This is a genomic window from Phaeobacter sp. JH20_34 (assembly GCF_048056095.1).
In the GTDB taxonomy this organism is placed as follows: domain Bacteria; phylum Pseudomonadota; class Alphaproteobacteria; order Rhodobacterales; family Rhodobacteraceae; genus Phaeobacter; species Phaeobacter bryozoorum.
The window spans coordinates 106,173-120,618 of the sequence record NZ_JAYMWT010000007.1; the positions used below are offsets into that span (position 1 = coordinate 106,173).

14 protein-coding genes and 1 riboswitch are annotated in these 14,446 nt (G+C 61.8%); of the genes, 9 read left to right on the top strand and 5 right to left on the bottom strand.

Annotated features, from left to right (window positions below; genetic code table 11):
• The first annotated feature begins 49 nt into the window (after positions 1 to 49).
• Positions 50 to 1,096 carry a TRAP transporter substrate-binding protein gene (locus VWZ81_RS08235; protein ID WP_340547342.1) on the top strand — a complete coding sequence of 349 codons (1,047 nt, stop codon included), beginning with the start codon at positions 50 to 52 and terminating at the stop codon, positions 1,094 to 1,096.
• A 78-nt stretch (positions 1,097 to 1,174) separates the two neighbouring features.
• Complete coding sequence (locus tag VWZ81_RS08240) at positions 1,175 to 3,241, top strand: TRAP transporter large permease subunit (protein ID WP_416542929.1); 2,067 nt, start codon at positions 1,175 to 1,177, stop codon at positions 3,239 to 3,241.
• A gap of 96 nt (positions 3,242 to 3,337) precedes the next feature.
• Here the strand turns inward: VWZ81_RS08240 and VWZ81_RS08245 are convergent, their stop codons facing one another.
• Positions 3,338 to 4,024, bottom strand: coding sequence for a rhomboid family intramembrane serine protease (locus VWZ81_RS08245; RefSeq protein ID WP_340547344.1), 687 nt, complete (start codon positions 4,022 to 4,024; stop codon positions 3,338 to 3,340).
• A gap of 128 nt (positions 4,025 to 4,152) precedes the next feature.
• Between VWZ81_RS08245 and trpS the strand changes: the two genes are divergently transcribed.
• Together trpS and VWZ81_RS08255 are read left to right on the top strand one after the other, a co-directional pair.
• A complete protein-coding gene (gene trpS / locus VWZ81_RS08250; protein ID WP_416536669.1) occupies positions 4,153 to 5,181 on the top strand; it encodes a tryptophan--tRNA ligase in 1,029 nt (342 codons plus the stop codon).
• A gap of 54 nt (positions 5,182 to 5,235) precedes the next feature.
• Positions 5,236 to 5,442, top strand: a complete 207-nt coding sequence (locus VWZ81_RS08255) for a cold-shock protein (protein ID WP_014875579.1) — start codon at positions 5,236 to 5,238, stop codon at positions 5,440 to 5,442.
• Between the two features lie 181 nt (positions 5,443 to 5,623).
• Here the strand turns inward: VWZ81_RS08255 and VWZ81_RS08260 are convergent, their stop codons facing one another.
• From VWZ81_RS08260 to paaG, 4 genes are read right to left on the bottom strand one after another with little or no spacing between them, the layout of a single operon-like run.
• On the bottom strand, positions 5,624 to 6,220 hold the full coding sequence (locus VWZ81_RS08260) for a TetR/AcrR family transcriptional regulator (protein ID WP_416539965.1): 597 nt from the start codon (positions 6,218 to 6,220) through the stop codon (positions 5,624 to 5,626).
• A gap of 6 nt (positions 6,221 to 6,226) precedes the next feature.
• Positions 6,227 to 7,537, bottom strand: a complete 1,311-nt coding sequence (gene paaK, locus VWZ81_RS08265) for a phenylacetate--CoA ligase PaaK (RefSeq protein WP_416542930.1) — start codon at positions 7,535 to 7,537, stop codon at positions 6,227 to 6,229.
• 33 nt (positions 7,538 to 7,570) lie between these two features.
• Positions 7,571 to 7,996, bottom strand: coding sequence for a hydroxyphenylacetyl-CoA thioesterase PaaI (paaI, locus tag VWZ81_RS08270; protein ID WP_416542931.1), 426 nt, complete (start codon positions 7,994 to 7,996; stop codon positions 7,571 to 7,573).
• 2 nt (positions 7,997 to 7,998) lie between these two features.
• Positions 7,999 to 8,784 carry a 2-(1,2-epoxy-1,2-dihydrophenyl)acetyl-CoA isomerase PaaG gene (gene paaG / locus VWZ81_RS08275; protein ID WP_416542932.1) on the bottom strand — a complete coding sequence of 262 codons (786 nt, stop codon included), beginning with the start codon at positions 8,782 to 8,784 and terminating at the stop codon, positions 7,999 to 8,001.
• Between the two features lie 123 nt (positions 8,785 to 8,907).
• Between paaG and paaZ the strand changes: the two genes are divergently transcribed.
• The 5 genes from paaZ to VWZ81_RS08300 all read left to right on the top strand — a co-directional run bounded on the left by paaZ (position 8,908) and on the right by VWZ81_RS08300 (position 14,446).
• A complete protein-coding gene (gene paaZ / locus VWZ81_RS08280) occupies positions 8,908 to 10,938 on the top strand; it encodes a phenylacetic acid degradation bifunctional protein PaaZ (RefSeq protein WP_416542933.1) in 2,031 nt (676 codons plus the stop codon).
• A 66-nt stretch (positions 10,939 to 11,004) separates the two neighbouring features.
• On the top strand, positions 11,005 to 11,826 hold the full coding sequence (locus tag VWZ81_RS08285) for a PaaX family transcriptional regulator C-terminal domain-containing protein (RefSeq protein WP_340547351.1): 822 nt from the start codon (positions 11,005 to 11,007) through the stop codon (positions 11,824 to 11,826).
• A gap of 80 nt (positions 11,827 to 11,906) precedes the next feature.
• Positions 11,907 to 12,121, top strand: a riboswitch (cobalamin riboswitch).
• Between the two features lie 103 nt (positions 12,122 to 12,224).
• Positions 12,225 to 12,668 carry a DUF1636 domain-containing protein gene (locus VWZ81_RS08290; RefSeq protein WP_340547352.1) on the top strand — a complete coding sequence of 148 codons (444 nt, stop codon included), beginning with the start codon at positions 12,225 to 12,227 and terminating at the stop codon, positions 12,666 to 12,668.
• Positions 12,665 to 13,450, top strand: coding sequence for an ABC transporter ATP-binding protein (locus VWZ81_RS08295; protein ID WP_340547353.1), 786 nt, complete (start codon positions 12,665 to 12,667; stop codon positions 13,448 to 13,450). Before VWZ81_RS08290 ends, VWZ81_RS08295 begins: the two co-directional genes overlap by 4 nt.
• Before the next feature lie 15 nt (positions 13,451 to 13,465).
• Positions 13,466 to 14,446: an ABC transporter substrate-binding protein gene (locus tag VWZ81_RS08300; RefSeq protein WP_416536661.1), complete on the top strand. Its 981-nt coding sequence runs from the start codon at positions 13,466 to 13,468 to the stop codon at positions 14,444 to 14,446.

Below are 14,446 nucleotides of genomic sequence, written 5' to 3' on the forward strand. Positions count from 1 at the left end.
CCGGGTCTGCAAAAAGATCCGGACACATGTCATCAAGGAGGAAAACGACATGAAGAAAGTAGCAACAGCTCTCGCCGCAGCGGCTCTGGCCGCGGCACCGGCCTTTGCCTCAGACAAAATTCTGCTGAAAACGCCGGTCGCCTTTTCAACTGAACTGCCTGGGCTTGGCACACCGATCGTTCGCGTGTCGGAGGATCTTGCGGCCATCTCAGGTGGGGCCATCAAGATGAAGGTCTACGAGCCCGGCAAGCTGGTTCCGGCGTTTGAGATTCTTGATGCGGTGTCATCCGGCAAGATCAACTCGGGCTTTGCCACCGCTGGCTACTGGGCCGGCAAGATTCCGGCAGCGCCGTTGTTCTCGGCTGTCCCATTCGGCCCCGAAGCAGGCGAATACATGGCCTGGCTCTACTACGGCAATGGCATGGATCTGTATCAGGAGATGTACGATCAGGCCGGTTTCAACGTCAAAGTTCTTCCCTGCACCATTATTGCACCGGAAACCTCGGGGTGGTTCGCTGAAGAAATCACATCGGTTGAACAGCTGAACGGCCTGAAGATGCGCTTCTTCGGTCTGGGCGGCAAAGTCATGCAGAAACTGGGCGTTGCCACATCCCTACTGCCCGGCGGTGAGATCTTCCCGGCCCTGGAGAAAGGGGCAATCGACGCCACCGAGTTCTCGATGCCCGCCATCGACCAGCGTCTCGGTTTCCACAAACTGGCGAAGTACAATTACTTCCCCGGCTGGCATCAGCAGGCCACCATCTTTGAACTGATCATCAACAAGGATGAATGGAACGAGCTGAACCCGACCTTGCAGGCCCAGATTGAGCTGACCTGCCGGGCGCAGATGACCGAGAGCTTTGCCGAAGGTGAGGCGATCCAGTTTGCAGCGATGCAGAAGAACGTCGATGAAAACGGCGTGACCATTGTCGACTGGACACCCGAGATGCTGGACGTCTTCCGCGCGACCTGGACCGAGGTGGCCGAGGAAGAAGCCGCAAACGATGAGTTCTTTGCAAAGGTATACGCCGACCTGAATGAGTTCAGCGAAGGCTACGCCCTGTGGAAAGCCCACGCATTCCTGCCACGCCAGTAACACATCTAACCCGGACCGGCTTTGCGGTCCGGGTTTTTGATCTGATCGGGGGAGGCCCGGTTCAGGGGAGGAAAAGAAATGACATCGACATCTCACGATCACCAAGACGCCCACTATGACCCGCTTTGGGAAGAAATCGAAAACGACGACCGGAAAGACCCGAAATTCGCGGCCACGCTGGACCGGCTGGTCAAGGGCGTCGGACACGTCGTTATGTGGGCAAATGTGCTCCTGATCCTTGCTATCATAGTGCAGGTTGGGATGCGCTATACGCTGGATCTGAATTTTCCAAAGCTGGATGAATTGCAGTGGCATCTCTATGCGCTGACAACCATGGTCGGCGTGTCCTATGCGCTAAGCACCGACGCACATGTCCGCGTCGACGTTTTGCGTGCCGGCTTTTCCTTCCGCGCCCGGCGGGTGATCGAAATTGTCGGGATCGTGGTTCTGATCTTGCCGTTCTGCTACCTGATGATTGATCAGGGTCTCGATTATTTTCAGGACAGTTACCGGGTCAACGAACGCTCCGACAGCCCCACCGGCCTACCGGCGCGCTGGCTGCTGAAGGCTGTTATCCCGGCCAGCTTTGTTCTGATTGCCATGGCTGCTGTCGCACGCTTGATTCATGACCTCTACATGCTGGTGACCCGCGCCGATCCATCGTCGGATCGCGCTGGTCTGAAACCCCTCATGTGGATGATGGTTGGCTTCGCCATCGTGACGTTCACCCTGATGCGGCTGGTGGAGGCGCCTGAGGAAAAGCTCGTAATCGCAATGTTCATGTCCTTCGTCGGCGTCCTGTTCACCGGCATTCCGGTCGCCTGGGTCCTGTCGGGCATCGGCGTTCTGTATTGCGGTATTGCTTACCTCGGCGACAATGACATGCTGCTCTGGACGGGCATGGAGGCCACGTTTACGGGGCTCGATTACCTGACACTTGGCGCGGTTGTGAACCGTGTTTACGCGACGATGTCCAACGCCGTTCTTGTTGCCCTTCCCATGTTTATCTTCATGGGGCTGATGCTGGACGAAAGCGGCGTGGCACAGCGGCTGATGACCTCGATGCAGAGATTGTTCGGCACCATGCGTGGGGGCCTGGCCATCACCGTGACCGCGATCGGGATCATCTTGGCCGCCTCGACCGGTATCGTCGGGGCGTCCGTCGTGCTGTTGGGTCTTTTGTCGATGCCCGCGATGATGGAACAGAAATATTCCAAGACACTGGCGGCAGGCGTGATTGCCTCGTCCGGCACGCTTGGCATTCTGATCCCGCCGTCGATCATGCTGGTCATCATGGCCGACCAGATGGCGCTGTCGGTGGGTGATCTGTTTATGGCGGCGCTGTTTCCCGGCCTGATCATCGGGGGCCTTTACATCCTTTACATCGTGGTGATTTCAACCCTGCGCGCTGATGTGGCGCCACTGCCTGAGGGTGCCAAGAAGGTGGACTGGGCGGCGATCTGGGATGTGTTCAAGGCGGTTCTGCCGCCCGTGGCGCTGATCTTTGCCGTGTTGGGGTCGATCTTTGCCGGTCTGGCGACACCGACGGAAGCGTCAGGTGTTGGCGCCGCCGGGGCCACGCTGCTGGCAATAGGCTATCGCAAGCTGACAATCGCGAAACTGGTCGAAGTGACACGGAACACGTTCAAGACAACGGCCTATATCTTTGCGATCTTCCTTGGTGCCACCTGCTTTGCCTTTGTTCTGCGCGAATTGGGCGGCGATGAGCTGATCACCCACACCATCGAAGGCATGGGCCTGGGAGAAATGGGCACGATCCTGTTCATTCTGTTCATCGTATTTCTGCTTGGTTTTGTGTTGGACTGGATCGAGATCACGCTCATCATCCTGCCGCTTGTCGCTCCGATCATTGCAGCAATGAGTTTGTCTGTACCTGGCTATGGGCTGGATAACCCGGAGCTTGTCTGGTTCGTGATCCTCGTCGCTGTAACGCTGCAAACGAGCTTCCTGACACCGCCGGTGGGGTTTTCGCTGTTCTACCTGAAAGGCGTCTGCCCGCCCGAGGTCACGCTGACGGATATCTACAAGGGCGTCGTTCCCTTCATCCTGCTGCAATTGACCGGACTCGCCCTGGTGATCTGGTTCCCGTCGATCGCGACCTGGCTGCCATCGGTGGCCTATTGAGGCCAGGCTGGTGGCGTCCAGAGTGGCGCCGCCAGCCCGTTCCGCTGCCAGTATCGAACTGAGAACGCCCTGTCCGATCCTGCGGCCTTCGCCCCCTTACTCCCGGCGGATGCGGTTGCGGATACGGGCCCAGCCACCGGGGGCGAGGAAGAAGGAGAGACCAAAGCCGGTGGCAAAGCCGCAGAGATCGGCGACCCAGTCAAGCGTGCCGCCAAACAGCAGGCCAAACAGCAGCTGGATCCCCATCAGAAAGGCAATCAGCGTGAAGGCGCGGCTTTGCTGGGCGCCGACAAGCGACAATTGCCGCCACAGGATATAGGTAAAGGCTCCGATCAGCCCGTAGACGGCGGGAAAGCCACCGATCAGCGGCACCGGCGATTGAGTGAGCAGCGCATAGCCAAAGGCGCCGCCAATGCCGGATATCAGAAACACCAGAACCATGGCCAGATCGCCAAAGATCTCGCCCACCATCTTGCCCATGGCGAGCACGAAAACGCAGACAAACAGCGTCTGGGTAAAGGCCACATGCACAAAGGGATAGGAGACAAAGCGGATCAGATGCTCCACCGGCCATTGCCCGGTCTCCCACATCCACCAGAAGATGTCGGACGAGAACGAATAGGTCTGGATCGCCTGTAGCCGCCAGCCAATCGCCTCGGGGCCGCCGATGATGCCGCGCGCGCCGAGGGAAAATCCGGCCTCGATGGCAAAGAGGATCAGCACCAGCGCCACCACCACGGGCGGCAGCGGGTTCACCGGCGACGGCTCTTTTTGATATTCCATCGTGTTCTTGCTCCTGCTTGCCTGCTCTGCTGTTCTGCCCGGCCGCCCGGTTGATCCGCGCGCGGTTGACGAGGGTTGCCGCCATGGTTAAGCCAGCGAGGATCCTAATTCCAGACGGGAGTTTCTTGATGACCGAGACCACATTCACGCCCCGCGTGTTTTCCGGCATCCAGCCATCGGGCAATCTGCACCTTGGCAACTATCTTGGCGCGCTGAAGCGGTTCGTGGACTGGCAGGCCAAGGACGTGGAGAGCATCTACTGCATGGTGGATCTGCACGCGATCACCGTCTGGCAGGATCCGGCGGATCTGAAGAAATCCACGCGTGAGCTTTGCGCGGGCTTCATTGCTGCGGGTCTGGACCCCGAGCAGTCGATCCTGATCAACCAGAGCCAGGTGCCTGAACATGCGCAGCTGGCCTGGATCTTCAACTGCGTCGCCCGCATGGGCTGGATGCAGCGGATGACCCAGTGGAAGGACAAGGCCGGCAAAAATGCGCAGAACGCCTCGCTAGGGCTCTTTGCCTATCCGGCGCTGATGGCGGCGGACATTCTGGTCTATCACGCCACCCATGTGCCGGTGGGCGAGGACCAGAAGCAGCATCTGGAGCTGACCCGCGACATCGCGATGAAGTTCAATCACGACTACGGAGTCAACTTCTTCCCGGAGACCGAGCCGGTGATCGAAGGGGCGGCCACCCGCGTCATGTCCCTGCGCGACGGGTCAAAAAAGATGTCGAAGTCCGACCCCTCGGATGCCAGCCGCATCAATCTGACGGATGATGCCGACACCATCGCCAAGAAGATCCGCAAGGCCAAGACCGACCCAGATGCCCTGCCCTCCGAGGTTGAGGGGCTTGAGGGGCGGCCCGAGGCGCGCAATCTGGTCAATATCTATGCCGCCATGGCCGAACTGTCGGTGGAACAGGTGCTGGCCGAAGTCGGCGGCAAGCCGTTTTCCGAGTTCAAGCCGATGCTGGCCGACCTGTCGGTTTCGAAAATGGCGCCGATCACCACGGAAATGGCCCGGCTGATGCAGCATCAGGACGAAATCGACAAGATCCTTGCCCGGGGATCAGAGCGTGCCCGAGAAATCACAGCCCCCATTCTTCGCAAAACTTATGACATTGTGGGCATGGTCGCGCCGGTTACTCTGTGATATCAGGCCTTACGATCCCGCACCCTGCGGGGAGATAGATACTGGAGAATTCGGATGGCCAATGGCACCGTGAAATGGTTCAACGCAACAAAAGGCTACGGCTTTATCGAGCCTGAGTCTGGCGGCAAGGACGTGTTTGTACACATCTCTGCGGTTGAACGCTCGGGCCTTAATGGTTTGAACGACAACCAAAAAGTTTCCTACGAGCTGGAAACTGGTCGTGACGGCAAGCAGTCCGCAGGTTCGCTGGAACTGCTGTAAGGATCGCGGCGCGGAGTTTCCGCGCCCATCCATCTAAAGACATTCTGACCACAGTGACCTGTGGATAGAATCACCTAAGGCCGCCCGTTTCAGGCGGCCTTTTGCGTATTCGGGTCTTTTGCCTGTTCCGGGCCTGTTCTGGTCGTGACTCTGGATGACAAGCGGCGGCGATGGTCGCCTGCTAGAGCGCGCGAATGCCGTTCATCGTCAGATCCGCCACCATCTGCGCGTAATCCTCGCGTGCCTCCGGGCCTGCGCCGGAATTCCACATATAGTACCAGTTCAACATGCCAAAGACGGACATGGTCACGGCGCGCAGTCTGGCCGGATCCCTGGCAATTGCTGGCGCGGCCACCCCGGCAAGGGCATCGCTGACCAGCTGCACCAGTTCGCGCTGGTAGGCGCGCAGGAGTTTCTGCTGCGCTTCTGGCAGGGCGCCCATGGCGCTGATCTGGACCTGATGCTCATGATCGGCGCCCTGATAGGCCAGCAGGATTTCCGACACGATGCGCCGCAGACGCTGCTCGGGCGACAAGCCCGTCACATCGACCGTGCAGACCCGGTCGCGCAGCGCGCTGAGATAGGTATCAAGGAGGCCGAACAACACGGCATCCTTGCTGTCGTAGTAATGGTAGATATTCGCCTTGGAGATTCCGCATTCGCGCGCGAGCTGGGTCATCGACGCACGGTCGAACCCCTCCTCGGCAAAGACTTTCGCCGCGGATTTCAGGATCTGGGCGCGCTTGTGGTCGTGGTCTTTTGCGATGGTGCGGGCCAAGCCGGGTTACTCCTTGCTGCGGTTGTCGACGACGCGCTTGGCCTTGCCCTGGCTGCGCTCCACCGATCCCGGCTCGCCTACAATGATCTCGCTTGAGACGCCAACCATATCCTTGATCCGCTTGGTCAGCATCCGCGCGGCTGCGGTCTTGCTGAGTTCGTCGGCGGCATCCGGGTTGGCCTCCACAAAGACCCGCATCGCGTCCATGCGACCGGATTTATACAGCTCGATCTGGTAGTAAGGTGCCAGCCCGCCGGTGGCCAAGAGCTGCTCTTCGACCTGGCTGGGGAACACATTGACACCGCGCAGGATGATCATGTCGTCGCTGCGGCCGGTGATCTTCTCCATGCGCCGCATCGTGCGCGCGGTGCCCGGCAGCAGCCGGGTCAGGTCGCGGGTGCGGTAGCGGATCATCGGCAGGCCTTCCTTGGTCAGCGTGGTGAACACCAGTTCGCCCATCTCGCCATCCGGCAGCACCTCGCCGGTCTTCGGGTCGATGATCTCCGGCAGGAAGTGGTCTTCCCAGATCACCGGGCCATCCTTGGTCTCGACGCATTCATTGGCGACACCCGGCCCCATGATCTCGGATAGGCCGTAAATATCGACCGCGTGCATGTCAAAGGCCGCCTCGACCTCCTTGCGCATCGCGTCGGTCCAGGGTTCGGCCCCGAAAACGCCAACCTTCAGCGAGCACTCGCGCGGATCAAAGCCGACCTTGTGGAACTGCTCCAGAATGTTGAGCATATAGGAGGGCGTCACCATGATGCCGTCAGGTTTGAAATCGGTGATCAGGCCCACCTGTTTTTCGGTCTGGCCGCCCGACATCGGAACAACAGTGGCGCCCAGCCGTTCGATCCCGTAATGCGCGCCAAGGCCGCCGGTGAACAGGCCGTAGCCATAGGCGTTATGCACCATGTCGCCCTTGCGCAGGCCCGAGGCGCGCAAGGACCGCGCCACCAGATCGGCCCAGTTCGAAATGTCATTGGCAGTGTACCCCACCACCGTCGGCTTGCCGGTGGTGCCGGAGGACGCGTGCAGGCGGATGATCTCACTGCGCGGCACCGCAAACAGGCCGAACGGATAGTTGTCGCGCAGGTCGTTCTTGTAGGTGAAGGGGAACTTGGACAGATCGGACAGCTGTTGTAGATCGTCGGGATGCACCCCTGCCTCGTCAAAGCGCGCCTTATACATCGGCACGTTGTCATAGGCGTGACGCAGCGACCATTTCAGCCGCGTGAGCTGAAGGTCGCGGATTTTGTCGATCGAGGCGATCTCGATCGGGTCCAGATCTGCCTTCTTCGGGCTCAGGTCTTCCATGGCGTTCTCCACAGCTTGTCTTTGCAATAGGGCTTACTCATCAAACAGCTGGCCCTTTATCGCCCGGGAAAAGCCCCGGAATTCGGCGATCTGCTGGCCGTCCTGATTGGTCACTGTCACGTCATAAATACCGCTGCGCCCGGTCAGGGACACCTCGCGGGCGATGGCAATCAGCCTGTCGCCCAGCCGTCCGGGCGCGGTGAAGCTGATCACATTGTGCTGCGCCACGGTCGACTGGTTGCGGCTGTTGCAGGCAAAGGCAAAGGCGCTGTCGGCCAGCATGAAGGTAACACCACCGTGGCAGATGCCATGGCCGTTGCAGTGATGCTGGCCGATGGTCAGCTCCAGCGTGGCCTCGCCCTCATCCACATGGGTGATCTCCATCCCCGCCCATTTGGACGCATGGTCGTCCGCCCACATGGCAGCGGCGGATTTCTCGGCACGTTCTTTCGGGGTCATCGTCACTTGCCCTTGAACACAGGTGCGCGTTTTTCCAGGAAGCTGGCGACGCCTTCCGCATAATCGGCGCTTTCGCCGCAGGTCTTCATCGCGTCCGCCTCGATCTCCAGCTGGTCAGACAGCGTGTTGACCGCCGCGGCCTGAATGCACTGTTTGGTCAGCCCCAGGCCCAGTGTCGGGCCATTGGCGAATTTCTCTGCCATCGCGCGGGCCTCTGCCATCAGCGCGTCATCCGGCAGCGCCTTCCAGATCAGGCCCCAGTCCTCGGCCTTTTTCGCGGGCAGCGGTTCGGCGGTCAGTGCCAGCCCCTTGGCGCGGGCCTCGCCCAGCAGGCGCGGCAGATGCCAGGTGCCGCCGGTATCCGGGATCAGGCCAACCTTGGAGAACGACTGGATGAACTTGGCGCTTTCCGCCGCCAGCACCACGTCGCAGGCCAGCGCCAGATTGGCCCCTGCCCCGGCCGCCACGCCATTGACGGCACAGATCACCGGGACGTCCAGCGAGCGGATGAGGTTCACAAGTGGCGCGTAAAAGGTCCGCACCGTGTGCCCGAGATCGGGGGGACCATCCATCTTGCGCGGGTCGCGATCGCCAAGATCCTGACCTGCACAAAAACCACGGCCAGCGCCGGTCAGCAGCACTGCACGGGCGCCGCTGTCACGCGCGGCTTCAAGGGCGGCGCGCAAGGCGTGGTGCATCTCTTCGTTGAAAGAGTTCAGCCGGTCCGGGCGGTTCAGGGTGATTTCCACCCAGTTTTCGTGGTCCTTCACCAGCAGCGTCTCAGACATCACAGCGCCTCCCTCGTACATGTGTTAACAAAGACCTTGCATAAACCGACCGGTTGGTCAATATATTTGGAGCTTCTCACCTCAGACCGAACCACATTGGTTCAGATGCAAAGGATCGCGCTCATGAGCCTTCTTGATGTTTCCAGCTTTGTTGCCGGCCAATGGGTTGCACCGGGGGTTGGCGCGCGCAACATCGCCAGCGCCATTACCGGCGCACCTCTCGCCCAGGCCGGCAATGATGCGCTGGATGTGCAGGCAATGCTCGACCATGCCCGCATGGTGGGCGGTCCCTCTTTACGCAAGCTGACATTCCACGACCGCGCCCGGATGCTGAAGGCGCTGGCAGGCCACCTGAACCAGCACAAGCAGGCGCTTTACGATCTGTCGTTCAACACCGGTGCCACCCAGTCCGACCACATGATCGACATCGACGGCGGCATCGGCACCATGTTCGTCTTCGCCTCCAAGGGGCGCCGCGAAATGCCGGACGGGCATGTTTATCTGGACGGCGATGTGGAGCAGCTCTCCCGCAACGGCACCTTCCTCGGTCAGCATATCTGCACGCCTTTGCAAGGGGTTGCAGTGCATATCAACGCCTTCAACTTCCCGGTCTGGGGGATGCTGGAGAAGCTGGCGCCGACCCTGCTCGCGGGGGTTCCGGCCATCGTGAAACCGGCGACCGCCACCTGCTATGTCACCGAGCTGGCGGTGCGGCTGATGCTGGACTCGGGCCTCCTGCCCGACGGGGCACTACAGCTGGTGTCCGGCGGCCTCGGCGACATGCTGGACCATCTGACCATGCAGGATGTGGTCAGTTTCACCGGCTCGGCGCAGACCGCGCTGAAGCTGCGGGCGAACCCGGTGATCCTGGAAAACTCGGTCCGTTTCGTGGCCGAACAGGACAGCCTCAACGCGTCGATCCTTGGCGCCGACGCGCAGCCCGGCACGCCGGAGTTTGACCTGTTCGTAAAGGAGGTCAGCCGTGAGATGACCACCAAGGCAGGTCAGAAATGCACCGCCATCCGCCGCATCATCGCGCCGCAGGCGCAGGTGGACGCGGTGATCGAGGCGCTCTCTGCCCGCCTGGCCAAAACCCAGATCGGCGACCCGCGTCTGGAAACCACCCGCATGGGCGCGCTGGTCTCCAACAGCCAAAAGCGTGACGTGCTGGAAAAGGCGGCGATCATCGGCCAGGAAGCTGAGCGTGTCTTCGGTGATCCCGAGAACTTCACCGTCGATGGTGCAGACGCCGACAACGGCGCCTTTGTGCCACCGATGCTGTTCCACTGCGCCGACCCGGACCATGCCCAGCGGGTGCACGACACCGAGGCCTTCGGCCCCGTCTCCACCATCATGGGCTACCGCGATCTGAGCCATGCGATTGCTCTCGCCAATCGCGGTGAAGGCTCGCTGGTCGCCTCGGTCATCACCCATGATACTGAGGTGGCCCGCGAGGTCGCGCTGGGGGCTGGCGCCTACCACGGGCGGCTTTATTTCAACAACCGCGACTCGATGAAGGAATCGACCGGCCATGGTTCCCCCCTGCCCCACATGGTGCATGGCGGCCCGGGCCGTGCCGGCGGTGGCGAGGAGCTGGGCGGCGTGCGCGGCGTCAAACATTACATGCAGCGCACCGCCATTCAGGGCTCGCCCGATATCCTGTCTGCGATTGGCAAGACATGGGTCCCCGGCGGCACCGAGATCAAAGGCCCGGCACATCCGTTCACCCGTAAATTCGGCGAGCTGGCGATTGGCGAGACCCTGCACACCGCACCGCGCACCGTGACGCTGGAGGATATCGAAACCTTCGCCCATTTCACCGGCGACACCTTCTATGCGCACATGGACGACGACGCCGCCAAGCGGAACCCGTTTTTTCCGGGCCGCGTGGCGCATGGCTACCTGCTGTTGTCGTTTGCGGCGGGCATGTTCGTGCAGCCGGACGAAGGCCCAGTTCTGGCCAACACCGGCCTCGACTCCCTGCGCTTCATGAAGCCGGTTTCGGCAGGTGACAGCATCAGGGTGCGCCTGACGGTGAAGAAAAAAACTCCCCGCAACGAGGACTACGGCGAAGTGCGCTGGCATGTCACCCTGACCAATCAGGACGACGAGATTGCCGCCGAATATGAGCTGCTGACGATGAATGCCTTCTGACAGGTGTTTGCAGTGAAACACTCGCCCGGTCTGGCCTAACCGGCCCGGGCGATTTATCTATTCTATATGACCGACACGCAGACCCTCTGGTTCGACACCGCCGTAACCGCCCTCAGCGATCCGCAGAACCAGCGGGTGTGGTCGATTATTGTCTCGCTGTTTGGCGATCTGGCGCAGCGCGAGGGGGATCAGATCGGCGGCAGCGCCCTCACCCGGATCATCACGCCGATGGGCATCAAGCCCGAGGCGATCCGCGTGGCGCTGCACCGGCTGCGCAAGGATGGCTGGATCGACAGCACACGCTCGGGCCGGGCGTCGGTCCATTTCCTGACGCCGATGGGGCGCAGCCAGTCCGCCGCCGTCACCCCGCGCATCTATGCGCCAACCACCGTGCCCCCCGCCGACTGGCACCTGCTGGTGGCTGCGGATGGGCAGAACAGCGCACTGGATGCGCTGGTGCAGCAGCCCAATTATGTCGCGATCAACCGTTCGACCCTGCTGGGTCACGGTCCGCTGCCGCAGGGTCGGGACAATTTCCTTGTGGTGGAACAGCCGGAATTGACCGTGCCCGATTGGCTGCGGGACCGGCTGTTTCCCGATGACCTGAGACAGGCCTGCGCCCGGCTCGACACCACGTTGAGCGGTCTGACACCGCCAAAGATGACCGAGGCAGGCGCGCTTGATCCGGCGCAGATTGCCACGCTGCGGACCCTGATCGTGCACCGCTGGCGGCGTGTGGTGCTGCGCCACCCCGACTTGCCGCCCCGGTTTCACCCCGCGGACTGGACCGGGGAGCATTGCCGCCAGCGGGTGGCAACCCTGTTGCAGCACCTGCCGCGCCCCCGGCTTGGCGCCGGTGGTGAACTGCTTCAGCCCGAAGAGCCCTGAGGCGCGCATTTGCGCCACCGCCGCCCTAGCGGCACACGCATTGGCAGACGGTTTCCCCTTTACAAACCCCGGCGAGAAATCTACCCAAAACCGGAGATGGTTCCCAAGACCCAAAAGCGGTCACGGGATGAAAAGGGAACGCGGTGTGGTGTAGCCATCAGGCGCCGAATCCGCGACTGCCCCCGCAACTGTGAGCGGTGAGCGACCTCGATTGACCACTGGCGCTGGCGCCGGGAAGGCCGAGGCCCGCAGCAACCCGCAAGTCAGGAGACCTGCCATCGACTGGAAACCTATTGACCGGGCGGGGTGTTCCGGCGGGCAGGACGATTTTGCGTGGCGCTGAGGCATTGCTGATCCCCTTCCCCCTCTTCACCTGACCGGATTGCGCGGAGGGCGCTATGGACGGGACAGCACGGCACCGTATTCTGGTGTGCACATCCTGCAAGGGCGCGACCCCGGGCAGCCGTCCGGGGCCGGAGCTGATTGCGGCCCTGCGCCGTGAACTCGACCGGCGTGGCAGTGCCGCGATCGAGGTTGCCGGCGTGGCCTGTATGGCCGGATGCAGCCATCCCTGTACCGTCGGATTTCAGGCGGATGGCAAGGCAAGCTATGTCTTTGGCGATCTAAGCCCCGAGGAGGATCTCGCCGATATCCTGAGTTTCACCGATCTCTACCAGATGCTGGCTGACGGCTGGTGCAGTTCGGTTGACCGCCCCGGAAAACTGCGCCGTTGTACATTGTCGCGCATCCCGGCCCTGGTTCCGGCCGCCCCGGCCGCTGCGATCCCGGCGCCCGCCATAGACGCCCCTGCGGCGCTGCAACAGGTGGAGCCTGCCGAATGACCGCAGCTGCCGTAACCGTGACCGATGTCAGCTGGGGGCCGGGCCGCATGGCTCCGCTGATCCTGCATCCGACCAGTTTTCATCTGGACGCGGGCCGGGTGCTGGGCGTGGTGGGGCCGAATGGGGCCGGCAAATCCAGCCTGCTGCGGGTGATCTACCGGTTCAACCAGCCGCGCAGCGGCAGGGTTGAGGTCGGCGACAGCGACATCTGGGCCCTTCCGCCCAAGGCCGCAGCGCAGCGCGTTGCCGCTGTCTTGCAGGAGCAACCCACAGATTTTGCCCTGACCGTGGCCGAGATTGTCGCGCTGGGGCGCGCGCCCTACCGGTCCGGTTTTGCCACGCCGGGCGCCCGCGATGCGGCGATTGTCGACCGGATGCTCCATCGTCTGGAACTGGGCGAAATGGCTGATCGTGCCTTTGGCACCCTGTCGGGCGGCGAACGTCAGCGGGTCATGGTGGCGCGTGCGCTGGCGCAGGAGCCGGCCCTGCTGGTGCTGGACGAACCCACCAACCATCTGGACATTCGCCATCAGCTTGATGTGCTGGAGCTGATCCGGGATCTCGACGTGACCATCATCACCAGCCTGCATGATCTGAACATAGCAGCCGGGGTCTGCGACGACATCCTGCTGATGGCGCAGGGCCGCACGCTGGCCTTTGGCGCACCGCGCGACGTTCTGAGCGAAGATACCGTTAGCGAGGTCTTCAACGTCGCTGCGAGGCGCGAGACACTTGCCCCCTCCGGGCAGGATCACCTTACCTTTCATCTCCCTGTTTCATAAGGACACCACCTGATCATGTTTGCCCGCCTTTCCACTGTGATGCCGCTGCTTGCCGCCACCCTACTTGGTGCCTCCCTGGCCCCGGCGGCGCAGGCCGAGACCACCGTGCAGAGCTGCAACCGCAGTGTCAGTTTTGCGGCACCGCCAAAACGCGCGGTCTCCAACGACGTCAATCTCACCGAAATGATGCTGGCACTGGGTCTGGCTGACCGCATGGTCGGCTACACCGGTATTTCCGGCTGGAAAACGCTGGATCCGGTCATGCGCGCAGGCGTGGCGGAGCTGCCGGAACTATCGGCCAAATACCCCTCCAAGGAAGTGCTGATCGGCGCCGGTGCGGATTTCTACTTTGCCGGCTGGAACTACGGCATGAAAGTGGGCGGAGAGGTCACACCCGAGACACTCGCGCCGTTTGACATCAAGGTCTATGAGCTGACCGAGAGCTGCATTCACATCGGCGAAAAAGCCAAGGTCAGCATGGATGACATGTATAATGACCTGCTGAATCTGGGCCGGATCTTTGCGGTCGAGGACACCGCCGAGGCGCTGGTGGCCGGCTATAAGGACGAGCTTGCCGCCTTTGCCAAGGACCGCCCCGAGACGGGTGAGCCGCTGCGGGTCTTTGTCTATGACAGCGGCGAGGATTCGCCCTTTACCGCCGGGAAATACGCCATGCCCACCGCGCTGATCGAGGCCGCGGGCGGCAGCAATGTGATGGATGATCTGGAGAAAAGCTGGGCCACCGTCACCTGGGAAGCCGTGGTCGAGCGCAACCCCGAAGTGATTGTCATCGTCAACTACGGCTCGGTCACCGCCGAGGAAAAACGCGCCTTCATGCGGGGCAACCCGGCCTTTGCCGAGATCGACGCGGTGAAGAACGACCGTTTCGTGACGCTGGAATATGTCGAAGCCACACCGGGTCCGCGCAATATCCGCGCGATCAAGACACTGGCCACCGGTTTTGACGCCGCCCGCGCGGATGCGGTAAGCAACTGA

Bases quoted from the DNA above. Each gene is read 5' to 3' on its own strand.
- VWZ81_RS08300 (WP_416536661.1), top strand. From the start codon at position 13,466: ATGTTTGCCCGCCTTTCCACTGTGATGCCGCTGCTTGCCGCCACCCTA.
- paaZ (WP_416542933.1), top strand. From the start codon at position 8,908: ATGAGCCTTCTTGATGTTTCCAGCTTTGTTGCCGGCCAATGGGTTGCA.
- VWZ81_RS08240 (WP_416542929.1), top strand. From the start codon at position 1,175: ATGACATCGACATCTCACGATCACCAAGACGCCCACTATGACCCGCTT.
- paaG (WP_416542932.1), bottom strand. From the start codon at position 8,784: ATGTCTGAGACGCTGCTGGTGAAGGACCACGAAAACTGGGTGGAAATC.
- trpS (WP_416536669.1), top strand. From the start codon at position 4,153: ATGACCGAGACCACATTCACGCCCCGCGTGTTTTCCGGCATCCAGCCA.
- VWZ81_RS08285 (WP_340547351.1), top strand. From the start codon at position 11,005: ATGACCGACACGCAGACCCTCTGGTTCGACACCGCCGTAACCGCCCTC.
- paaI (WP_416542931.1), bottom strand. From the start codon at position 7,996: ATGACCCCGAAAGAACGTGCCGAGAAATCCGCCGCTGCCATGTGGGCG.
- VWZ81_RS08235 (WP_340547342.1), top strand. From the start codon at position 50: ATGAAGAAAGTAGCAACAGCTCTCGCCGCAGCGGCTCTGGCCGCGGCA.
- paaK (WP_416542930.1), bottom strand. From the start codon at position 7,537: ATGGAAGACCTGAGCCCGAAGAAGGCAGATCTGGACCCGATCGAGATC.
- VWZ81_RS08255 (WP_014875579.1), top strand. From the start codon at position 5,236: ATGGCCAATGGCACCGTGAAATGGTTCAACGCAACAAAAGGCTACGGC.
- VWZ81_RS08245 (WP_340547344.1), bottom strand. From the start codon at position 4,024: ATGGAATATCAAAAAGAGCCGTCGCCGGTGAACCCGCTGCCGCCCGTG.
- VWZ81_RS08295 (WP_340547353.1), top strand. From the start codon at position 12,665: ATGACCGCAGCTGCCGTAACCGTGACCGATGTCAGCTGGGGGCCGGGC.
- VWZ81_RS08290 (WP_340547352.1), top strand. From the start codon at position 12,225: ATGGACGGGACAGCACGGCACCGTATTCTGGTGTGCACATCCTGCAAG.